Annotated in this window: 18 protein-coding genes and 2 pseudogenes; 11 read left to right on the forward strand and 9 right to left on the reverse strand. The window is 73.3% G+C overall.

Annotation, left to right across the window (positions count from 1 at the left end; translation table 11 throughout):
• Nucleotides 1-342 precede the first annotated feature (342 nt).
• Both SNA_RS29250 and SNA_RS29255 read left to right on the forward strand, forming a co-directional pair.
• Entirely contained in the window at nt 343-1,413 is a 1,071-nt protein-coding gene (locus SNA_RS29250; protein ID WP_044367559.1) for an ABC transporter permease, read from the forward strand.
• Nucleotides 1,410-2,090: an ABC transporter ATP-binding protein gene (locus SNA_RS29255; RefSeq protein WP_044367560.1), complete on the forward strand. Its 681-nt coding sequence runs from the start codon at nt 1,410-1,412 to the stop codon at nt 2,088-2,090. The genes SNA_RS29250 and SNA_RS29255 overlap by 4 nt, the downstream gene beginning before the upstream one ends.
• Nucleotides 2,091-2,187: 97 nt before the next feature.
• On the opposite strand, the gene SNA_RS29260 is transcribed toward SNA_RS29255, so the two are convergent.
• Both SNA_RS29260 and SNA_RS29265 read right to left on the reverse strand, forming a co-directional pair.
• Nucleotides 2,188-2,652, reverse strand: coding sequence for a hypothetical protein (locus SNA_RS29260; RefSeq protein ID WP_030066127.1), 465 nt, complete (start codon nt 2,650-2,652; stop codon nt 2,188-2,190).
• A 148-nt stretch (nt 2,653-2,800) separates the two neighbouring features.
• Nucleotides 2,801-3,649, reverse strand: coding sequence for a pyrimidine reductase family protein (locus SNA_RS29265; protein ID WP_044367561.1), 849 nt, complete (start codon nt 3,647-3,649; stop codon nt 2,801-2,803).
• A gap of 67 nt (nt 3,650-3,716) precedes the next feature.
• On the opposite strand from SNA_RS29265, the gene zapE reads away from it, so the two are divergent.
• On the forward strand, nt 3,717-4,835 hold the full coding sequence (gene zapE / locus SNA_RS29270) for a cell division protein ZapE (RefSeq protein WP_030066130.1): 1,119 nt from the start codon (nt 3,717-3,719) through the stop codon (nt 4,833-4,835).
• Between the two features lie 92 nt (nt 4,836-4,927).
• Here zapE and SNA_RS45460 read toward each other — a convergent pair.
• The 4 genes and pseudogenes from SNA_RS45460 to SNA_RS29290 form a co-directional block, all read right to left on the reverse strand.
• A pseudogene (locus tag SNA_RS45460) lies at nt 4,928-5,107 on the reverse strand (hypothetical protein); the annotation flags it as partial.
• 157 nt (nt 5,108-5,264) lie between these two features.
• Nucleotides 5,265-5,933, reverse strand: coding sequence for a hypothetical protein (locus SNA_RS44460; RefSeq protein WP_044367566.1), 669 nt, complete (start codon nt 5,931-5,933; stop codon nt 5,265-5,267).
• Nucleotides 5,930-6,991, reverse strand: coding sequence for an ABC transporter ATP-binding protein (locus SNA_RS44465; RefSeq protein ID WP_078970284.1), 1,062 nt, complete (start codon nt 6,989-6,991; stop codon nt 5,930-5,932). The genes SNA_RS44460 and SNA_RS44465 overlap by 4 nt, the downstream gene beginning before the upstream one ends.
• 284 nt (nt 6,992-7,275) lie before the next feature.
• Nucleotides 7,276-7,953: an AIM24 family protein gene (locus SNA_RS29290; RefSeq protein ID WP_030066134.1), complete on the reverse strand. Its 678-nt coding sequence runs from the start codon at nt 7,951-7,953 to the stop codon at nt 7,276-7,278.
• Between the two features lie 75 nt (nt 7,954-8,028).
• On the opposite strand from SNA_RS29290, the gene SNA_RS29295 reads away from it, so the two are divergent.
• From SNA_RS29295 to SNA_RS29320, 5 genes and pseudogenes are all read left to right on the forward strand, one after another.
• On the forward strand, nt 8,029-8,757 hold the full coding sequence (locus SNA_RS29295; RefSeq protein ID WP_030066135.1) for a peptidyl-tRNA hydrolase: 729 nt from the start codon (nt 8,029-8,031) through the stop codon (nt 8,755-8,757).
• 149 nt (nt 8,758-8,906) lie between these two features.
• Nucleotides 8,907-10,269: pseudogene (locus tag SNA_RS38930) on the forward strand (MbnB/TglH/ChrH family RiPP precursor modification enzyme).
• A gap of 1 nt (nt 10,270) precedes the next feature.
• Nucleotides 10,271-11,269 (forward strand): TIGR04222 domain-containing membrane protein, encoded by a 999-nt coding sequence (locus tag SNA_RS29310; protein ID WP_044367569.1) that lies wholly within the window; start codon nt 10,271-10,273, stop codon nt 11,267-11,269.
• 182 nt (nt 11,270-11,451) lie between these two features.
• Nucleotides 11,452-12,216, forward strand: a complete 765-nt coding sequence (locus SNA_RS29315) for a TIGR04222 domain-containing membrane protein (RefSeq protein WP_030062784.1) — start codon at nt 11,452-11,454, stop codon at nt 12,214-12,216.
• 137 nt (nt 12,217-12,353) lie between these two features.
• Entirely contained in the window at nt 12,354-14,075 is a 1,722-nt protein-coding gene (locus SNA_RS29320; RefSeq protein WP_241779887.1) for an alpha/beta hydrolase, read from the forward strand.
• Between the two features lie 92 nt (nt 14,076-14,167).
• On the opposite strand, the gene hemQ is transcribed toward SNA_RS29320, so the two are convergent.
• Together hemQ and hemG are read right to left on the reverse strand one after the other, a co-directional pair.
• Complete coding sequence (hemQ, locus tag SNA_RS29325; protein WP_030062786.1) at nt 14,168-14,911, reverse strand: hydrogen peroxide-dependent heme synthase; 744 nt, start codon at nt 14,909-14,911, stop codon at nt 14,168-14,170.
• Nucleotides 14,908-16,407, reverse strand: coding sequence for a protoporphyrinogen oxidase (hemG, locus tag SNA_RS29330; RefSeq protein ID WP_044367571.1), 1,500 nt, complete (start codon nt 16,405-16,407; stop codon nt 14,908-14,910). The genes hemQ and hemG overlap by 4 nt, the downstream gene beginning before the upstream one ends.
• 316 nt (nt 16,408-16,723) lie before the next feature.
• Between hemG and SNA_RS29335 the strand changes: the two genes are divergently transcribed.
• A complete protein-coding gene (locus SNA_RS29335; RefSeq protein WP_044367572.1) occupies nt 16,724-17,920 on the forward strand; it encodes a thiolase family protein in 1,197 nt (398 codons plus the stop codon).
• A gap of 103 nt (nt 17,921-18,023) precedes the next feature.
• The gene (locus tag SNA_RS29340; protein ID WP_030065972.1) at nt 18,024-19,406 is read left to right on the forward strand and encodes an FAD-dependent oxidoreductase; all 1,383 of its coding nucleotides are present in this window, start codon (nt 18,024-18,026) and stop codon (nt 19,404-19,406) included.
• 6 nt (nt 19,407-19,412) lie between these two features.
• Here SNA_RS29340 and hemE read toward each other — a convergent pair whose 3' ends face one another.
• On the reverse strand, nt 19,413-20,489 hold the full coding sequence (gene hemE, locus SNA_RS29345; protein ID WP_030065973.1) for a uroporphyrinogen decarboxylase: 1,077 nt from the start codon (nt 20,487-20,489) through the stop codon (nt 19,413-19,415).
• A 146-nt stretch (nt 20,490-20,635) separates the two neighbouring features.
• Here hemE and SNA_RS29350 point away from each other — a divergent pair, with 146 nt between their 5' ends.
• On the forward strand, nt 20,636-21,292 hold the full coding sequence (locus SNA_RS29350; protein WP_044367574.1) for a DUF3000 domain-containing protein: 657 nt from the start codon (nt 20,636-20,638) through the stop codon (nt 21,290-21,292).
• Nucleotides 21,293-21,637: the final 345 nt, after the last annotated feature.

A 21,637-nucleotide genomic window follows, 5' to 3' on the forward strand; every position in this document is an offset into this window, starting at 1 on the left:
CGCAGCACCCGGAGCACGGGGGTGAGGGAGTGGGCGCTCCCGGCCTCGGCTGCGTCGGGCCCGGCTTCGTCGGACGCGGTTCCGTTCGGCGCGGTTTCGTCGGGCGCGGGGCTGGCGGTCACGGCTTTTTCGGTCACGGCATCTTCAGGCTAAGGGCCGCTGCGACCTGCGGCATCAACCGAAAGGTGGAGTATCGGCTGGTCGATGGTAGGAGCACGGGCCGATGCTTTCGGCCGGGAGGGACCAAACCGTGGTGTGACGACGCGGGGCGGGGTCACGGGGGACGGTGGTTCCAGTCGCCGGACAGGGGGTCCGGCGCCCGAGCCGAGGATGGCCGAGCCTGTGTTCGTCGCGTGGAGAGACCTGAGATTCGCCAAGGGGCGGTTCGCCCTGATGGGCACGGTCATTGTGCTGATCACGATGCTGGTGGGCCTGTTGTCGGGCCTGACAGCGGGTCTGGGCCGGGAGAACACCTCGGCGATCACCGCGCTGCCCGTCGACCACCTCGTTTTCTCGGCGCCCGTCGGGGACGGCAAGGTGGCGTTCACCGACTCGCGGCTGCCGCAGCGGACCGTACGGGAGTGGGCGCGGGTGCCCGGCGTGCGCAGCGCCGAGCCGCTGGGGATCGCCACGACGAAGGCGCAGGCGGGGAGCCGGACCGCGGCGGTATCGGCGTTCGGGGTGCGTCCCGGCTCGCGGCTGGGGCCGGGCGGGACGTCCGTCGCCGACGGATCGGTGGTGCTGTCGCAGAAGGCCGCGCAGGTGCTGGGTATACGCGCCGGGGACGCGGTGACCCTGGGCGGCCGTGCCGTCGAGGTGGCGGCGGTGTCGGGGGCGGCGATGTACAGCCATACCGCCGTGATCTGGACGTCCCTGGAGGGCTGGCGGAAGCTCACCGGTGGCCCCGGGGGCGCGACCGTGGTGGCCCTCACCACCACGGGTGCGGCCGATCTGCCCGCCGCCGACAAGAAGCTCGGCACCCGGACCGTCACCGCCGACGACGCTCTGAAGGCCATCGGCTCCTACAGCGCCGAGAACGGCTCGCTCCAGCTCATGCGCGGCTTTCTCTTCGCCATCTCCGCGCTGGTCATCGGTGCCTTCTTCACGGTGTGGACGATCCAGCGCAGCGGCGATGTCGCCGTGCTGAAGGCCCTGGGCGCCTCGACCCGCTCCCTGCTGCGTGATGCGCTCGGCCAGGCCGTCGTCCTCCTGGTGATCGGGACGGGCCTGGGGACCGCCGTCGCGGCCGGGGTGGGCGCCCTCGTCGGCGGCACCGTGCCGTTCGTCCTGGACGGGGCGACGGTGCTGATACCCGCCCTGGTCATGATCGCGCTGGGCGCCGTCGGCGCCGCCCTGTCCATCCGCCGCATCACCTCCGTAGACCCGCTGACCGCCCTGGGAAGTGCCCGATGAGCCTCGAACTGACCGATGTCACCCTCACCTACCCCGACGGCGGCGGACGGCTGACCGCGCTCGACGCCGTCTCGCTGGAGGTGCCGGCCGGCCGGATGACGGCAGTGATCGGCCCCTCCGGCTCCGGCAAGTCGAGCCTGCTGGCGGTGGCCGCGACGCTGATCACACCTGATCGCGGGCGGGTGGTGATCGACGGCATCGACACCACGGGCCTGAGCCGCGCCGAGCTGACCGCGCTGCGCCGCACGACCATCGGCACGGTCTTCCAGCAGCCGAATCTGCTGCCCTCCCTGACCGCCGCCGAGCAGTTGCAGGTGATGGCCCACCTGGACGGCCGCTCGCCCCGTAAGGCCGCGACGCGGGCCCGGGAGCTGCTGGCGGCCGTGGGCCTGGAGGGGCAGTCGGACCGCAGGCCGCACCAGCTGTCGGGCGGCCAGCGGCAGCGGATCAATATCGCGCGGGCGCTGATGAACGAGCCGGCCGTCCTGCTGGTCGACGAGCCGACCAGCGCGCTGGACCACGAGCGGGGCGCGGCGGTGCTCGATCTGCTGACCACGCTCACCCATCAGCGGGCGACCGCGACGGTGCTGGTCACCCACGACCGTTCGCATCTGGAGGCGGTGGACGAGATAGCCGAGGTGCGCGACGGCCGGCTCGGCACCCCGCTGCGCGTGTGAGCGCCCAGCGACACCAGGTGTGGAGGTGAGCACCCCGCGACGGCGGGAGCGCCCCGCGACGGGTGTGCGCGCCCGCCGCGGGGCCCGGCCCAGGCCGCTAGCTGCCGTCCCTGACCGGCTCGTCCGGTGCGTGCGAGAAGAGCTTGAGGACCGGTACGCCGACCTTGTGGCGGGCGCGGGAGGCCCAGTCGCGGTGGAAGAACTCCTCGACGAAGTGCGGGGCGGTCAGCACGATCACCTCGTCGGCGTGGGTCTGTTCGACAACGGACGTCAGGAGGTCGAGGGGGTGCTCCTCGACGACCTGCCCGACGGCCTCGGCACCGGTGGCGCGCAGTGCGGCGAGGGTGTGCGAGAGGGCGCGCTCGACGGGGAGCTCCCCGGTGGGCTCGTCGCCCTCGCGCACCGCTTCGTCGAACTCCCCCAGGGCGACGTCGTCGATGGCCCGCAGCAGGACGTCCTGCTTGCCGCGCGGCTGCATCAGGACGACGAACGACCCCTGCTCCTCACCGTGCAGGGTGGTGACAAACTCCACGTCGGCGGGCGTCAGAGGCTTCTCGATCATCAATACGCTCGTGAACACGACGGACGCCCTTCTCCTCTTCGGGCCCGCTTGGCACGGAGCCCACAGAAACCATCCTGCCCCGTCGCCACACGGGGCCTGTTGGCCTTAAGTGTGCCCAACGGAAGCTAAGCGGAACTGATAATTCCGCTCATTGTCGGGACCGACGGTATCGGGTGAACAGGAACCCGGCCTCCTCCAGAACGGCCGCCAGGGCGAAGCGTTCGGGGACGGCGACCTCGGGGCCGGACATGATCCGCGGCGCGGCGCCGACGGCGACCACGGGGGCCAGCGACAGACACATCTCGTCCAGCGCGTCGGCCGCCGCGAACTGCCCCAGGAGCGAGGGTCCGCCCTCGGTGAGCAGCCGGGTGTGCCCCCGTTCGGCGAGCACCGCGGTCACCCGCGCCGGGTCCACCCCGATCCCCTCCCCCGCGAAGAGCACCTCGGCGCCCGCCGCACGGGCCTCGTCGACCCGGTCCGAGGGGGCCCCCGCTCCGGTCAGGACGACGGTGGGCACCAGGGGCTCGGTGAACAGCGGCAGGGTGAAGTCCAGACGGAGGCCCGCGGTCACCACGGCGATGGCGGGTGCCGGGCCCTGGCCCGCGGCGGCCCGCCGGGCGGCGAACGCCTCGCGGGCGCGGGCGGGCCGGTAGCCCTCCTGCCGGACCGTTTCCGCGCCGACCACCACCGCATCGGCCAGACCCCGCAGCACGCCGAAGATCCGCATATCGGCGGCGCCGGACAGCGGCTGGGAGCGGCCGTCGTGATGGGCCGCGCCGTCCATGGACGAGACCATGTTCGCGCGCAGCCAACCGGTGCGGCCGGCCCGTACCGGGTCGTCCGCGGCCGGATACGCGTAGGCCTCGGCCAGCTCGTCCAGCGACCACTCACGGTCCGACGCGTCCGCCGGAGCGGGTACCGGCACGGTGTTCCCGTCCTCACGGGCCGTTACGGAGGGGGCGGTGGGCTGGGCGAATGGCGGATACAGGCGTCGCATGGCGGCAGTGTGACATGCCTCGCTCACCGGACCGAGGGGTATCCCGGAGCGACTAGGCTGGACGGCTGTGTCGTCGTCTTCGCAGTCCTCGTCCTCCCAGCCCGCCCCGATAGCCGGGGCACCGGCTGACGGAAGCGACGCGGCCCCCACCGCGCTCACCGCCCGCGCGCCGCAGGTGCCCGCCGACCGCCTGGTCGCCGAGATGGTGCCGCCGCCGCGCTTCCAGGGCGCCCGCTTCGACACCTACATACCCGACGGCAAACAGCCCAGCCAGGCCGAGGCAGTCCAGGTCCTGAGCGCCTTCGCCGCGGGCATCGGCGGCACGGCCGCGGGCGGCACGGCGAAGCGCCGCTGGTTCGCCCGCAAACCCGCCGCCCCCAAGGGCCCGCGCGGTGTCTATCTGGACGGCGGCTACGGCGTCGGCAAGACCCATCTGCTCGCCTCCCTCTGGCACGCCACCCCCGCCCCGGCCGAACGCAAGGCCTTCGGCACGTTCGTCGAACTGACCAACCTCGTCGGCGCGCTCGGCTTCCAGCAGACCGTCCGTACGCTCGGCGAGCACACGCTGCTGTGCATCGACGAGTTCGAGCTGGACGACCCCGGCGACACGGTGCTGGTCTCCACCCTCCTGGGCAAGCTGGTGGACTCGGGCGTGGCCCTCGCCGCCACCTCCAACACCCTGCCCGGCAAGCTCGGCGAGGGCCGGTTCGCCGCCGCCGACTTCCTGCGCGAGATACAGGGGCTCAGCGCCCACTTCCGGCCGCTGCGCATCGACGGCGAGGACTACCGTCACCGCGGCCTGCCGCAGGCCCCCGACCCGTACGACGACGAGACCGTCACCCGCGTCGCCTACCGCACCCCCGGCGCCTCGCTCGACGACTTCCCCTCGCTGCTGGACCACCTCTCCCGGGTGCACCCCAGTCGCTACGGCGCGATGTGCGACGGCATACAGGCCGTCTGCCTGACCGATGTCCAGGCGGTGCCCGACCAGTCCACCGCGCTACGCCTGGTGGTCCTCGCCGACCGGCTCTACGACCGCGAGATACCGGTGCTGACCTCCGGAAAGCCTTTCGGCGAGCTGTTCAGCGACGAGATGCTGCGCGGCGGCTACCGCAAGAAGTACTTCCGCGCGATATCCAGGCTCACGGCCCTGGCACGGGACGCGGGGACGCTGGTCGGGCACTGACCCCTGCGCCGTCGGCCGGGGCGGACCTGGCGCCGAACCGGGCCGTGCGCGGCTCCGGTTACCCCCTTCGCCCGTCGTACGCCCCTCCGTTGCTAGCCGGAGCAGGCCGAGCGCTGGGCCTCCTGCCACTCGCACACCGGGCAGAGCAGCGCACCGGGACGGGCGGCCGGGTACTCGGTCGGCTCACCGCACTGCACACAGTCCGCGTACGGCGGCCCCCCGGCAGCGCCGCGGTGCGCGGCACCGGTCGGCGCCTCGCAGTAGCCGGCGTCGGCCCCGGAACCGGCGTCCGAGCCGGAGTCGAAGCCCGAGTCGGCAGGTGCGTCGGCGGCCCGGCCGTCGGTGGCCGTGTCGTCCGTGGCGAGGTCGTGGCGGGTGCTGGCGCGAGCGGTGTCCGGCATGGTGTCGAGGGTACGCCGGGGCACCCGGTCAGTTACGCCGGGAACTCAGCACGCAGGCGGCCGCGACGGCCGCCACGGCTATGGGGACGGTCCCGGCGAGCGGTAGCCACGGCATGCTGACCGTGCCGTGCGCGGAACCGGAAACCATGCCCGTGACGGCGGCATTGGCGGGCGAGGCGCCCAGGACGGACAGCAGGAGTGCGGCGAGCAGCCCGGCCGGTATGGCGGAGCCGGGGCTGCGCAGGACCGGCCAGTTGCACAGGGCGCCGATCGCGATGCCGAGCAGCACGCAGGCCAGCGCGGTGAGCAGTCCGGCGGCGGTCGCGGGCAGGACGGGGACGGCGACCCGGTGGTCCGAGAAATGCGGGTCGGACGTCAGGGCCACGAAGGCCGTCCCCCCGAGGGCGAGCAGCAGCGCGCCGAGGGCCGCGGTCAGCAGCGAGGCGAGGTGCACCCGGCCCGGACCGGCGGCGGCCGCGGCGCAGTTGCGGGCGGCGGGCGGTTCGCTGGTGACACAGATCCGCGCCAGCCAGACGGCCATCGGCAGCGTGCCCGCGGCCGCGAAACCGTAGGAGTCGAGCATCGGGCCGCCGGTCTGGATGCCGACGGCCAGGAACGCGGCGTAGAGAATCACCGGCGGCAGCCACCGGTGCGAGCCGATGAGCAGGGCCGCCTGATAGCGGAGGAGGGCGATCATGGGCGGGCCTCCGCACCGGGGTCGTGGTGGACGTTGCGCCCGGATTCGTCGCGGGCCTGGGGGACGCCGTGAGGGGCACGGGCGGCCTGAGGGCGAGGGGCGGCGTAAGCGTCATGGGCATTACGGGCGTCGCGGGCGTCGCAGTGGGCCAGGGAGCCGGGATCCATACGGGGCTCATCCGGGTCGGTGGCCGACGGCGGGGCGGCGGTGACCGAGCGGATGTGCCAGGGCGGGCGGGCCATGAGCAGGGCCCGTAGCAGCGCATCGGAGTGCGCGGCCGGCACGGTCAGCCGGATCGTGCCGTCCGGGCCCGGTGCGATCGTCGGCCTCCCGGGCAGCGGCGGGGAGTCGGGGCCGTCCCCGGAGCGCGGCGCGCTGCCCGGTGCGCCCTGGACCTCGATGATCACCCGCGGGCCCGCGACCACCGCCGCGTCCTCGGCCCGGCCGCGCTCCTCCAGGACCAGCCGCCCGCCCGTCACGCGGTAGCGCGCGTCCGCCGTTCCGGCCAGACGGCGCGGATCGTGATCGACGAAGACGACCGTGCCGCCGTCCGCGACCCGCTCGGCCACCGCGCTGCCGAGGACCTCCCGCGCCCCCTGGTCCAGCCCCGTCCATGCCTCGTCCAGGACGAGCAGGCCGGGCTCGGCGAGCAGCGCCTGGGCGACCGCGACCTTCTGGCTGGTCCCCTTGGACAGCCTGGCCAGCGGCGTACCGGCATGCCCGGCCGCCCCGAAGCGCTCCAGCCAGGCCCCCGCCCGGCGGGCCGCCTCGGGCCCGCGCAGGCCGTGGATGCGCCCCAGGTGCGTGAGGTAGCCGGCGGCCGTGAACGGCAGCGCCGCCGGGAAGCGTTCGGGCACATACGCGGCGCGCGGCCGGCCGGTGATCCGTCCGGCGGTGGGCCGGTCGATCCCGGCGAACAGGCGCAGCAAGGTGGACTTCCCGCTGCCGTTGGTCCCCTCGATGCGCACCAGTGCACGGGCGGGCACCTCCAGCTGGACGTCCCGCAGCACCCACGGTCCCCGCACCCCGTAACGCCGCCCGACCCCGTCGAGTTTCATGCCGTACGGCACCTCCCCCGTACCCGATCCCCCCGGCTGCCCCGGGTCCCCGTCCCCGATCCCGGCCCGGTCCCCCGGCCACCGAAGATCCTCTTACTCCCCCAACTCCCGCCGACCCCGGATTGGTTCCCGCGAGGGTCCCACCACTTTCCGCACTTTTCGCCGATAGCCGGGGCCGCCTGGGACGCCTGGGACGCCTGGGACGCCTGGGACGCCGCGCAACGGCTCGTACCGCACCTGCTCCCGGCCCCTCCCCCGCCAGCTCCCCGCGTCAGTTACCCCCGTCAGTTCCCCGCGGACTTCTCGGGACGCAGCTCGCTCGGCCGTACGATCACGAACCCCTCGCCGTCCAGACGCAGTTGGACGGCCTCACCGGAGCCGCCCCGGAGCATCGACCCCAGGCTCTGCGACCGGTGCAGCGAGGTCTGCAGGGAGCTGCTCCAGCCGACCACCGCATCGGTGTCGACGAAGACCGGGGCCTGAGGGGAGACGGGTATGACGATGGGGTTGCCCTCACACATCATGCTCAGCTTGCCGTGGCCGCTGAAGACGGAGTTGAAGATGCCGCCGCCGGCCATGCCGGCGCCCTTGACGACCTTGATCTCGTACGAGAGGGACGGGTCGAAGCACAGCACATTGCGGCCGTTGAGGGTGATGCCCTCCCCGGGGGTGAGGTCCAGGATGAAGCAGTTGGCGGCCTCGTGCGCGAACCAGACCTCGCCCTGGCCCCGTACGGCCATCAACGCCAGGCCCTCTCCGGTGACGGCGCGCTTGAGGAAGTTGCCGACGCCCTGACCGAGCTTTTCGAACTGCAGGTTGCCCCGGTAGGCGATCATCGCGCCCTGCCGCGCGTAACACTCACCGTTCACCGCGTACTTGATCGACTTGGCGTTCTGCTGCGTCATACCGGGTGCGGTGGCCGGCTCGGCCATGTTCTCGGCCGCGAAGAGGTCACTGTTCATGGCCGGATGGTAGGGCGCAGCGGCCCGGCAAACGGTGGCGACGGCGCGATCGGCGACGGCTGGCACACTGACCGGGTGACACGTACCGAGACCACCGACCCCAGCAGCCCCTTCCACCACGAGGAAACCGACAGGGACGCGGCGCCCCAGTACGTCCTGCCGCTGGTGGCACGGATCGAGCGGGCCGAGCCGCCGGCCCGTACGGATGCGCTGGAGACGGCGGCTCGGGCGGTGCTGGTGCTGCTGTCGGACGAGCGGGCGGCCGGCGAGGGCGAGTGGGCCCAGGCCGTACGGGACTGGCAGGACGCCCGGATCCGCAAGGTGGTGCGCCGGGCGCGCGGCGCGGAGTGGCGGCGGGCCGAGGCGCTGCCGGGCATCACGGTGACCGGCGAGCACGCCCAGGTACGGGTGTTCCCGCCCATCCCTCTGGACGGCTGGCCCAAGGACCTGGCGCGGCTCCAGGTGTCGGGCACCGAACTGGACGACCCGGAGCCGCCGGCCGCACCCGGAGCGGACCGGCCGGTGCTGTGGCTCAGCCCCGAGGTGGAGATGTCGGCCGGCAAGGCCATGGCGCAGGCCGGACACGGTGCACAGCTCGCCTGGTGGGAGCTGCCGGAGGAGGAGCGCACGGCCTGGCGTGCGGCGGGCTTCCCCCTGGCCGTACGCCGCGCCGAGCCGACCGCCTGGCAGACGCTGACCCGCAGCGGGCTGCCCGTCGTACGGGATGCCGGCTTCACCGAGATCGCGCCCGGCTCCTGCACGGTGGTCGCCGACCATCCGGCCCTGCGGCGGCCCGCCCGCTAGGAGGGCACCACCAGCAGGGCACCACCCCACGCACCAGGTCCCCGCCCCACCCCCGCCGAAGCTCAAATCAACCTCTGAACACCGCGGGCACACGATTCGGCTCGCTGTCAGTGGCCATGAGTACCCTCACCACGAGGGAAGGGGGAATCATGGAGCGCCTCGGTACGGGGATCGGCTGGCGGCCGGAAATCGCCGCGGAGATCGCCCGGCTGCCCGGCGTCGACTGGGTGGAGGTGGTGGCGGAGAACATCTGCCCCGGCCACCTTCCGCCGGCCGTGCAGGAGTTGCGCGAGCGCGGTACGACCGTGATCCCGCACGGCGTCTCGCTCGGCCTCGGCGGCGCCGACCGGCCGGATCCGGGCCGGCTGACCGCGCTGGCCGAGCGCGCCGAGGCGCTGGGTGCGCCGCTGGTCACCGAGCACATCGCGTTCGTCCGGGCCGGCGGCCCGCTGACCGCCTCGCCACTGATGGAGGCCGGGCATCTGCTCCCTGTGCCGCGCACCCGCGACGCGCTGGACGTGCTCTGCGAGAACGTCCGGATCGCCCAGGACGCCCTGCCGGTGCCGCTGGCGCTGGAGAACATCGCCGCGCTGATCAACTGGCCGGACGAGGAGATGACCGAGGGACAGTTCCTGAGCGAACTGGTCGAGCGGACGGGGGTACGGCTGCTCATCGACGTCGCCAACCTCCATACCAACCGTGTCAACCGGGGCGAGGACCCGGCGGCCGCGCTCGACGAGCTTCCGGTGGAGTCCATCGCGTATGTCCATGTCGCGGGCGGCGTGGAGCGGGACGGCGTATGGCACGACAGCCATGCCCACCCCGTGACCCGGCCGGTCCTGGACGTGCTCGCCGAGCTCTGCGCCCGTACGACACCGCCCGGCGTGCTGCTGGAGCGCGACGAGGACTTCCCCGAGGGCGAGGAGCTGGCGGGCGAACTGGACGCGATACGCACCGTGTTGAAGGAGGCCGGTCATGTCCAAGCGGCTTGAGGTGGTGCGGGGCGGCCGCGGCGCACCGGGCTCCGGGACGGAGGCGGCGGGGTCCAACGCCGACGTGGCGTGCCCCGGTACGGACGCCGCGCGGCAGCGGCTGGCGCTGGCTCAGGCGGCGTTGCTGTCCTCCCTGGTCGCCGGTACGCCGGCCCCGGAGGGCTTCGACCGCACCCGGCTGGGCGTGCAGAGCCGGGCGCTGACGGCCAAGCGGGCCTGCGTCGTCGCCAAGGTCGCGCCCGAGCTGCCCGAGATCCTCGGCGACGGCTACCGGGCGGACTTCTTCGGCTATGCGCGGCACCGCCCGATGCGCGGCGGCTACCGCCAGGACGCCCTGGACTTCGCGGCGTATCTGCTGGCCCACGACCGTCCCGAAGATCCTGATGCCCGAAGGAAGCTGACGCGCTGGTGGCGCGACCGCGCGGGACCGAAGCCGCCGTCCCAGGGACCCGCTTCCCGGCTGCTGCGCGCGGTCCGGCTCGCGCTCCACCGCGAGGACAGCGAGGAGCGAGAGGAGTGACATGACGTATGCCACGGGGGCGTATCTGGCCGTCATCGTCTCGTCGCTGGTGCTCATCGCCGGTACGGTCGCGGTCCGCCGGGCCGCGCCGCGCGACCGGCGAGCGGATGCGCCGACCCATGACGTGTTCGAGCTCGCGTTTCTCGCCGGCGGTCCCGGCCGCGTGGTGGACACCGCGATTTCCGTGATGCACGAGGACGGCCGGCTGGCGGTCGGCGGGCCGGGGGTGGTGACCGTACGCCAGCACACGTCCCGTCACCCGGTGGAGACGGCCGTCCTGAACGCGGTCGACGGGACGCCCGGCGGGGAGCTGTCCGCGCTGCGCGGCACCGCGATGCGCAGCCCCGCGGTCCAACGGATAGGCGACCGGCTGGCGGCGCGGGGGCTGATCCGGCATCCGCGGCGCGGCCGGGGCTGGCGAGCGCTGGCCGGTTTCCAGATAGCGGGCTGTGTGGCGCTGCTCTTTTTCGCCTTTGTGCAGACGTTCGCGGAGACCCCCGACGACGACGGCCGCGGAGTGCGGTTCTTCGTCGCGATCGTGCCGGGCCTCGTCGCCGGTATCGCCGTCGCCGCGGTGTGCAAGTCGGCGCTCGGCCGACGGGTCACCGGGGCGGGCACCTCCGCCCTGAAGGCGGCGCGGGCCGCCAACGGCACGCGCTCGGTCGCCGGATCCCTCCCGGCCATCGGGACAGCCGTGGCGCTCGGAGGTGCCGCGCTGATAGCCGACGAGGCGCTGCGGGAGCAGCTGGCGGAGGCTCAGCGCGCCATGGCGACCGCCTCCGGCTCGTCGTCGGCCATCGGCTCGTCCGACGGCGGCAGCTGCGGAGGGGGCCTGCCCGGCGACGCCTCCGGCGCCTCGTGGTGCGGGTCCTCCGACGGCGGGTCCTCGTCCGGCTGCGGGAGCTCGTCCTGCGGAGGCGGTTCGAGCTGCGGGGGCGGGTCGTCCTGCGGGGGCGGCTCGTCGTGCGGCGGTGGTGGCGGAGGCTGCGGCAGCAGCTGAGCGGCAGCAGCCGACCCGTACGCTAGGAGACCCAACAGCGGGCGCGACGCCGGACGCCCGGCTGCCCGCATACGGGAACCGCCCGCCAGGAACCCACCAGGAACCGCCCACGCACCAGGACCTGCCCGCATACTGAGAAACGCTTTTGCGGTCTTTATCGGCCATCGCGTAGAACCTCCGCCATGTGGCTCCTCTTCCTGGTCATCGCCTCCGTGGCGGCGGCCCTGTCCTGCGCCCAGGTCTGCCGCGCCGCGGTCGCCGCCGCCGACGCCCCGCGGCAGGCCCCCGCTGCCGTCGACGACGAGCTCCGCCCCGCCGAACTCACCGTGTACGAGACCGCCTACCTGGCCGGCGGCCCCCAGCGGCTGGCCGATGTCGCCCTGGTGTCGATGGCCCAAAAGCGCCGGCTGCTGCTCGCACACACCGGCTGGGCCTCGGTCGTCGCCCCCGTCGGCCGGGACGCCATGGAGTGCGCCGTCCTGGCCGCCATAGGGCCCGAGGGCCAGCGCCGGATACCGGACGTACGGGACGGCCTCGCCGCGACCGACGCCGTGCGGGCGCTGTCCGACCGGCTGGTCGCCGCGGGCCTGGCGCTGCCCGACCACGCCCGTACGGCGGTCGGCACGGCGGTCCGCCAACTGCGTCACACCGTCCTGCTGGTGGCGCTGGCCGCCGCGGCGGCCCTGTGGGCGGCGCCGCCCGATACCTGGAGCGGGCTGGTGCTGGCGTGGTTCGCGCTGCCGCTGATCCTGACCGGCGGCACCTGGGTGATGGCGCGCCGGGAGTTTCATCCCTATCCCGACCGTGCGACCCCGGCGGGCGAGCGGCTGCTGCGCCGGCAGGTACGGTCCGGCGCCGGGGCCGCCCTCACCGCGCTGGCGGTACACGGCCGGGCCGCGCTCCACGACCCCGCCCTGCGAGCCGCCCTCCACTCTTCCGGGGCATAGCGTCCGACACCGGTGCCCGGTGCTTTACTTCGCGTACAACCGGCTCAACTATCCCTTTTGTATGCACACCGTGTGGCCCAGCGCACCGAGCCTCTCGTCGTGCGCCGCGCACCCCGCACCGCATGAAGGGACGGCTCGTGAGAACTCTCGCGTTGTACGGCACCATCGGGTCGCTGGTCCTGACCGCGCTGGCCACCGCCCCGGCGGGCGGTGCCACGTCGGGCAGTGCCACGGCGCCGCCCGATGCGCCGCCGGCTCCGGTGGCGCACCGCATCGTCTTCGGCCGGTGCGGATCCGAGGAGCATCTGCCCGCCACCGTGCAGTGCGGCAAGCTCGCCGTGCCGCTCGACTACGCACACCCCGAGGGCAGGAAGATCACCCTCACCGTCAGCCGGATCCGCGCCACCGCGCCCGAGGAGCGGCAGGGCGCGCTGGTCTTCAACCCCGGCGGGCCGGGCGCCAGCAGCATGGAGTTCCCGCTCTACGGGGCGCTGCCCAAGTGGCGCCGCACCGCCCGCGCCTATGACTTCGTCGGCTATGCGCCGCGCGGGGTCGGCCGTTCGGCTCCGCTGTCGTGCCAGGACCCGGAGGAGTTCGCCAAGGCCCCCACCGACACCCAGCGCCATCCCACCGAGGAGTTCAAACGGCGCAAGGTCGCCCAGGCGCGGGCCTACGCCGAGGGCTGTGCGCGCAACGCCGGGGCCGATCTGCCGTTCTACAACTCGCTCAACAACGCCCGTGACCTGGACATGCTGCGTGCCGCGCTCGGCGAGCAGAAGCTGACGTTCATGGGCGCGTCCTACGGGACGTACTTCGCCGCCGTCTACGCGACGCTGTTCCCCGGCCATGTCCGCCGGATGGTCTTCGACAGCGTCGTCAATCCCGACCCCCGGCAGATCTGGTACCGCAACAACCTCGACCAGAACGTCGCCTTCGAGCGCCGCTGGAGCGACTGGCTGCGCTGGGTGGCCTCCCATGACGCCGTCTACCACCTCGGGGCCACGGCCAAGGACGTGCAGCGCTCCTACGACCGGGTCGTCGAGCAGGTGCGCAGGAAGCCGGTCAACGGGAAGATCGGGCCGGCCCAGCTCCAGTCGGCGTTCCTCAAGACCGGCTACAACGACGTCTACTGGCCCATCAGCGCCCAGGCGCTGGCGACGTATCTGCACGGCGACACCAAGGCGCTGGTCACCCAGACCGCGCCCAAGGCGGGCGGCGCCAAGGAGGACGAGAACACCAACGCGGTCTACACCGCCGTCGAGTGCAATGACGCGCCCTGGCCGCGCGACTGGCAGACCTGGGACCGGGACAACACCCAGGTCGCCCGTAAGGCGCCGTTCGAGACCTGGGACAACGCATGGATGAATCTGCCGTGCGCCTTCTGGCCCGAGCAGTCGCAGTCGGCGCAGGCCCGGATGGATGCCGCGGTCACCAGGGCGGCGCAGGGCACCGACCGGGGCGGCGTCGCCGAGGAGCTGGCGGGGGCCGGTACACAGCTGGCCACGACCGCGATCGAGTCGGCGATCGGGCGGGTCGGCCCGCTCGACATCCGTACGGCGCCCGGCGCCCTGCCCCCGGTGCTGCTCCTGGCGGCCGAGCGGGACGCGGCGACGCCCTACCCGGGTGCGCTGGAGCTGCACCGGCGGCTGGCCGGGTCCGCGCTGGTCACCGAGCGGGGCGCGGGCACCCACGGCATCGCGCTGGGCGCCAATGACTGTGTGAACCGCTACACCGAGGCGTATCTGCTGCGCGGGCAGGTCCCCGCGCACGCGGTGAGCTGCGCCCCGCGCCCCGAGCCGGTGCCCAACCAGCAGCCGGAGGAGAAGGGCAAGCGGCTGCGCCAGGAGAAGGGGCACTAGCCGCCGACGGCCGCGGGCCCGCCCCCCTTCGAGGGGGCGGGCCCGCGGCCGTACGGAGCCGTGGCGCTGCGGCACACGGCCGGCCGGGTCCGTTACGCCAGGCCCGCGACCAGCTCGGCCACCGGCTTGCGGCGGCCGGTGTAGAACGGGATCTCCTCGCGGACGTGCATCCGCGCCTCGGAGCCGCGCAGATGGCGCATCAGGTCGACGATGCGGTAGAGCTCGTCGGCCTCGAAGGCCAGCACCCACTCGTAGTCGCCGAGCGAGAACGACGGCACGGTGTTGGCGCGGACGTCCGGGAAGCCGCGGGCCATCTTGCCGTGGTCGGCGAGCATCCGGCGGCGGTCCTCGTCGGGGAGGAGGTACCACTCGTAGGAGCGCACGAAGGGGTAGACGCTGACGTAGGCGCGCGGCTGCTCGTCGGCCAGGAAGGCCGGGATGTGCGATTTGTTGAACTCGGCGGGGCGGTGCAGCGCCATGTTCGACCACACCGGGTCCAGCATGCGGCCCAGGCGGGTGCGGCGGAAGAGGTTGTACGCCTCCTGGAGGGCGTCCGAGCTCTCCGAGTGCCACCAGATCATCACGTCGGCGTCGGCGCGCAGACCGGATACGTCGTAGGTGCCGCGCACGACGACGTCCTTGGCTGCGAGCTGGGCGAACAGCTCCTCGACCTCGTCGGCGTAGCCCGCGCGGTCCTCCGGGAGGACCTCGCGCAGCTTGAAGACCGACCAGAGGGTGTAGCGGATGACCTCGTTGAGGTCCTTCGCCTTCTTGCCGGCGTGGGGGATCTTCTCGGAGGCCGTGTCGGATCGGGTAGGGGCGGAAGCGTCTGTCATGTCGTCCATTCTCGCTCCCCGGGGACGGCGGACGGCGGCAGGGTGCCCAGGATGTCCTCGGCCGCCGTACGGGCCGAGGCGATACAGGCGGGGATGCCGACGCCGTCGTAGACCGCGCCGCACACCCGCAGTGGGCCGGGCAGCCCGGCGACGGCCGCGCGGATCCCGGCGACCCGGTCCAGATGGCCGACGGCGTACTGCGGCAGGCCGCCGTACCAGCGGGTGACCGTGGTCGCGACGGGCCGCGCGGTCAGGCCGACGGCCGCACCGAGATCAGCGAGCGAGAGGCCGGCCAGCTCGGCGTCGTCGCGGGAGAGGTCGGCGTCGTCCTGATAGCGGCCGAGCGAGGTGCGCAGGACGAACAGGCCCGGGTCGGCGGCGCCGACCCAGCCCCACTTCTGGCCGGAGAAGGTGGCGGCCTTGATCCGGTGGCCGTCGACAGGCGGGACGAGGAAGCCGCTGCCGGCCGGGACGCGGTCCAGGTCCGAGCGGCGGAAGGCCATGGTGACCAGCGCCATCGAGGCGTAGTCGATGCCGTCGAGCGCGGTCGCGGCTGCCGGGCAGTCGTGCCGCAGGATGCGCGCCGCGTCGCCCGCCGGGGTGGCGACGATCACCGCGTCCGCCTCAAGGGACCAGTCGTCGGCGCAGACCTCCCAGCCGTCCTCGCCGGTCCAGCGCAGATCATGCACGGAGGTATGGGGGAGGATCTCGCCGCCCTTGGCGCGCACGGCGTCCGCCACGGCCCCGGGAAGCGTGCCGATGCCGCCCTCGATACCCATGAAGACGGGAGCGCCGCCGGCGGTGCCGGTCGCCGACGGGCCGATCTGGTGGACCGCGGCGGCGGCGCGCTCCTGGATGCCGCGGACGCCGTCGAGCAGCGAGCGGTGCGTCCTGGCGGCCTCGAACAGCTGCGGGACGGCGGCGCGCATCGAGATCCGGTACGCATCGCCCGCGTACACCCCGCCCAGCAGCGGCTCGACGAGCCGGTCGACGACCTCGCGGCCGAGGCGCCGGGCGACGTACTCGCCGACGGCGACGTCCGCGCCGATCTCGGTGCGCGGCAGGCGGCCGTCCTCCTCGATACGGGCCAGCCCCTGCGGGGAGATCACCCCGGAGGCGGCGAGCGGGGCGAGGTCTCCGGGGACACCCATCACATGGCCCTTGGGCATCGGGCGCAGCGCCTGGCGGGTCCACAGCGAGGCGCTCGCGGTGGTGGGCGGCTGGAGCCGGTCACCGAGGCCGACGGCCCGCGCGAGCTCGACCGCCTCCGGCCTCCTGGCCAGCATCGATTCGGCGCCGAGGTCGACGGGGACGCCCGCGATCTCGCCCGCGCGCAGCTTGCCGCCGAGGCGGTCCGTCGCCTCCAGGACCGTTACCCGCACGCCGCCTTCGAGCAGCCGGTGCGCGGCCGCCAGCCCCGCGATGCCGCCACCGATGACGACGACATGGCCGATACCGGCGGGCGGCCGGCCCCTACCGCTCTGCACTGCGCTCATGCCGACACTCCCCCAGTCTCCGGCCGCGGGACCCCCACGCTTCGCTCCGCCCCGCATTCGCGCGGCGCGCACCTCTTCGTGACTCGCTCGCTGCGCTCGCTCATGTCCCAACTGTCTCAGAGCCCACTGGCACCGCCATGACCGGATCGCGAGCTCCGCGGGCCCCGGGGGGGCCGACCGGCCGGAAGGCGGCCGAGGACCCCGTTGACACCCGGCACCGGCGGGCAAAGACTCGGAGCCGGGCAGCGACGATCTTCCCGGTCGTCGTGCGCCGGCCCCACCCACCGCCGAGCCGGGACAGCGAGGACAGCGCCAGATGACCGACCCACGCATACGGGATGTCTATGTCGTCGATGCGGTACGGACCCCCGTCGGCAAGTACGGCGGCGCCCTGGCCCCCGTCCGGCCCGACGATCTGGCCGCGCATGTGGTCAGGGCCCTGGTGGAGCGCACCCCGGACCTCGATCCGGCGCGGATCGACGACGTCGTCTTCGGCGACGCCAACGGGGCGGGCGAGGACAACCGCAACGTCGCGCGGATGGCGGTGCTGCTGGCCGGGCTGCCGGTGACCGTCCCCGGAGTGACCGTCAACCGGCTGTGCGGTTCCGGCCTGGAGGCGGTTATCCAGGCGGCCCGCGCCGTCGCGCACGGCGATGCGCATATCGCGGTCGCGGGCGGCGTGGAGTCGATGAGCCGCGCGCCCTATGTGCTGCGCAAGCCCGAACGGGCCTTCCCCGCGGGGCATCAGGAGATGTTCTCCTCCACGCTGGGCTGGCGGATGGTCAATCCCCGGATGGCCCCGGAGTGGACGGTGTCCCTGGGCGAGGGCGCCGAGCTGATCGCCGACAAATACGGCATCACCCGCGAGCAGCAGGACGTGTTCGCGCTGGCCAGCCATCAGAAGGCGGCGCGGGCCTGGCGGGAGGGGGCGTACGACGCGGAGGTGGTGCCGCTGCCGGACGTGGACCTGGCCCGCGACGAAACGATCCGGGAGACGTCGTCCCTGGAGTCGCTGTCCAAACTGAAGCCGGTGTTCCGTACGGCCGGGGGCACGGTCACCGCCGGGAACTCCTCGCCGCTGAACGACGGCGCCGCGGCGCTCCTCCTGGTCGACGAGGAAGGGCTGCGCGCCACCGGGCGCGAACCGCTGGCCCGGATCCGGGCGAGTGCGGTCACCGGCGTCGAGCCGCAGTTCTTCGGCCTGGGGCCGGTGGAGGCGGTCCGGCGTGCCCTGGAACGTTCCGGCCGCGCCTTCGGCGATGTGGCGGCCTTCGAACTCAACGAGGCGTTCGCGGCCCAGGCGCTGGGCTGCATCGGCCAGTGGCCGGAACTCGACCCCGCCGTGGTCAATCCGCGCGGCGGCGCCCTCGCCATCGGCCATCCGCTCGGCGCCTCCGGCGCCCGCCTCGCGGGGTCGGTGGCCCATCAGCTCGCCGCCCTGGGCTCGGGCACGGGTCTGGCGGCCCTGTGCATCGGCGTGGGGCAGGGCCTGGCGCTCGTCCTGGAGCGCTAGGAACGGTCCGGTGGGTCAGCATGGCCCGCGCCGACCCACCGGACAGGCCGTAGGCTCGGCCTCGTCCGGCGAGGGCGGCACCCGACGAAGGGACACCCGGCAGATGGCGGCGGAGAGACTGGTGGTCGTCGGCGGCGATGCGACGGGCATGGCCGCCGCCTCGCACGCCCGGCGGCTCAAGCGGCCCGGCGAACTGTCCATCACCGCCTTCGAACGCGGCCATTTCACCTCCTACTCCGCCTGCGGCATCCCGTACTGGGTCGGCGGTGCGGTCGACGGGCCGGATGCGCTGATCGCCCGTACGGCGAAGGAGCACCGCGCCCATGACATCGATCTGCGGCTGCGCACCGAGGTCACCGAACTCGACCTGGACGGCGGCCGGGTGCGGACCCGGGACCTGGAGAACGGCGGCAAGGAGTCGTGGTCCGGGTTCGACAAACTGGTGCTGGCGACCGGCGCGCGGCCGATGAGGCCGCCGCTGCCGGGCATCGATGCGCCGGGCGTGCACGGCGTGCAGACCCTGGACGACGGCCAGGCCCTGCTGGACACCCTGGCCGCCACCGAGGGCCGTAACGCGGTGGTGATCGGCGCCGGCTACATCGGCGTCGAGATGGCCGAGGCGCTGATCAACCGCGGCTATCGGGTCACGGTCCTCGAAGCGCGCGAACAGCCGATGTCCACCCTGGACCCGGACATGGGCGCCCTGGTGCACGAGGCGATGTGCGGGCTGGGCATCGAGACGGTGCGCGGTGCGGCGGTCACCGAGGTGCTGACGGACGCGTCGGGGCGGGCCCGCGCCGTCACCACGAAGGACGCCGCATACCCGGCGGACGTGGTGGTGCTGGGGATGGGCGTACGGCCCGAGACGACACTCGCCGCCGCAGCCGGGCTGCCGCTGGGCGAGTCCGGCGGGCTGCTCACCGATCTGGCGATGCGGGTGCGCGGCCGCGAGAACGTCTGGGCGGGCGGCGACTGCGTCGAGGTCCTCGATCTGGTCTCCGGCCGCGAGCGCCATATCGCGCTGGGCACCCATGCCAACAAACACGGCCAGGTCATCGGCGCCAATGTGGGCGGCGGTTATGCGACGTTCCCCGGGGTGGTGGGGACGGCCGTCAGCAAGGTCTGCGATCTGGAGATCGCCCGCACGGGGCTGCTGGAGCGCCATGCCCGCGCCGCCGGGCTGCGGTTCGTGACCGTCACCATCGAGTCCACCAGCCGCGCCGGCTACTACCCCGGCGCCCGCCCGATGCACGTCAAGATGCTCGCCGAGCGCCGCACGGGGCGGCTGCTGGGCGTGCAGATCGTCGGCCGGGAAGGCGCGGGGAAGAGGGTGGACATCGCGGCGGTCGCGCTCACCGCCGGGATGACCGTCGAGCAGATGACGGCCCTCGACCTCGGGTACGCCCCGCCGTTCTCGCCGGTCTGGGACCCGGTGCTGGTGGCGGCCCGCAAGGCGATGGCGGCGGTGCGGGCCGCGGAGGGCTGACGGGGCTCAGCGCGCCGTCTGCTCGTGCACGTACTCGACGAGACGGGTCAGCGCATCCGGGTCGGTGTTCGGCAGCACGCCGTGCCCGAGGTTGAAGACATGCCCCTCCAGGCCGGCGGCCGCGTCCAGGACCTCGCGGGCCTTGGTCTCGACGGCCTCGCGGGGGGCGAAGAGGACGGCCGGGTCGATGTTGCCCTGGAGCGCCTTGCCGGGGCCGACGCGGCGGGCCGCCTCGTCCAGGGGGATGCGCCAGTCGACGCCGACCACATCCGCACCGGCCTCGCCGAGCAGGCCGAGGAGTTCGCCGGTGCCGACGCCGAAGTGGATGCGCGGGAGGCCGTACGGGGCGACCGCCTCGAAGACCTTGGCGGAGGCGGGCATCACCGAGCGGCGGTAGTCGGCGGGCGAGAGCGCGCCCACCCAGGAGTCGAAGAGCTGGACGGCGCTCGCCCCGGCCTCGATCTGGACCTTGAGGAACGCGGCGGTGATGTCGGAGAGACGGTCCAGCAGGTCGGCCCACAGCTGCGGGTCGCCGTACATGAGGGCCTTGGTGCGCTCGTGGTTACGGGAGGGGCCGCCCTCGACCAGATAGCTGGCCAGGGTGAAGGGGGCGCCGGCGAAGCCGATGAGCGGCGTGGTGCCCAGTTCACGCACCAGCATGCCGATGGCCTCGGTGACGTAGGAGACGTCGCCGGGCTCCAGGTCGCGCAGCTGCTCCAGGTCGGCGCGGCTGCGGATCGGGCGCTCGATGACCGGGCCGACGCCGGGCTTGATGTCGAGGTCGATGCCGATGGCCTTGAGCGGGACGACGATGTCGCTGTAGTAGATGGCGGCGTCGACGCCGTGGCGGCGTACCGGCTGGAGCGTGATCTCGGTGACGAGCTCGGGCCGCGTGCAGGAGTCGAGCATCGCGATGCCCTCGCGGACCTTGCGGTACTCCGGCAGTGAGCGCCCGGCCTGCCGCATGAACCACACCGGGGTGTGCGGCACCGGCTCGCGTCGGCACGCCTTGAGGAATGCCGAGTCGTACGTACCGGTCTGTCCGGTCTGCTGCTGGCCCGCAGGCGATTCGTTGGCGCTCACACCCCAAATCTTCGCATGAGAGCCCCCTTACCCCGCCGGGAGGTGGCCGACGCCCAGCGACGCGCGAGGGCACACCTCCGAATGGGCGACGCGCGCAGTGGGTGTCCTCCGCGGATGAGCGCCTCGTTCCGCCTAATCTTCCGGGCATGGCTGCGGCTCAAGAACACCTCGCGGACAGCGCGGACGAGACCCCGATCCCCTTCCGTCAGGCGGTGGAGGCGCTTCGCGCGGCACGGCTGCGGCCGGAGATCGAGATCGATCCGACGCCCGCGCCCAGACGGCTCGCCCCGTACGCATACGCCCTGGAGGCGGCGGTCGTCGCCCCGGAGGCGGATCCGGACGGCGAGGCGGCGGAACTGGCGGACGGGCGGCTGGTGCTGCTGTACAACCCGGCCGGGGACGACGCCTGGCAGGGCACGTTCCGGGTGGTGACGCTGGCGCGGGCCGAGCTGGAGCCGGAGATGGGCACCGATCCGCTGCTGCCGGAGGTGTCCTGGTCGTGGCTGACCGGTGCGCTGGAGGCCCGTGAGGTGCCCTACGGCGAGCCGAGCGGAACGGTGACGCGGGCCGCCTCGCACTTCTTCGGCGGGCTGGCCTCCCGCGAGCCCGACACAAAGATCGAGATCCGGGCGTCGTGGACGCCGGAAGAGGGGCCGGGCGGGGTGCCGGACACCGCGGCACATCTGGCGGCCTGGTGCGATCTGCTGTGCCAGGTGGCAGGGCTGCCGCCGGCCGCGCTCGATCCGGCGCCGCGCGGCGGGGTGGTGGCGCTGCCGCAGCGCCGGGGGCCCAAGCCGCACTGAATTCTTCTTACGGCGGGGGTTACGGCGGGGGTGACGTCGGGGGCCGGGGCGGGAGCCGTTGCGGGTCCCGTCCGGTGGCCGGGGGCCGGTACGCCCCGCGCACCGCCGATTTACACACCGCCGATCATGTTCGCGCGGGATCGGCGTCTTGGCGTGCCCTGGTGTAGGCGGGTGCGCAATCGCTGTCCACTCGATGTTCGCCCTTGATCGCTCAGCCATCCGATTTGCCCGAATTGCCCCTAACTAAATCGTGATCAAAGTCTAAAGTCCCGCCGGATTGCTGCCGAAGAGGTCAGTGACCCTTCCAACACGGATCATTCCGGCTCTCCCCAGTCGGCTTTCCGT

Source organism: Streptomyces natalensis ATCC 27448, assembly GCF_000935125.1.
GTDB classification, from domain to species: Bacteria; Actinomycetota; Actinomycetes; order Streptomycetales; family Streptomycetaceae; genus Streptomyces; species Streptomyces natalensis.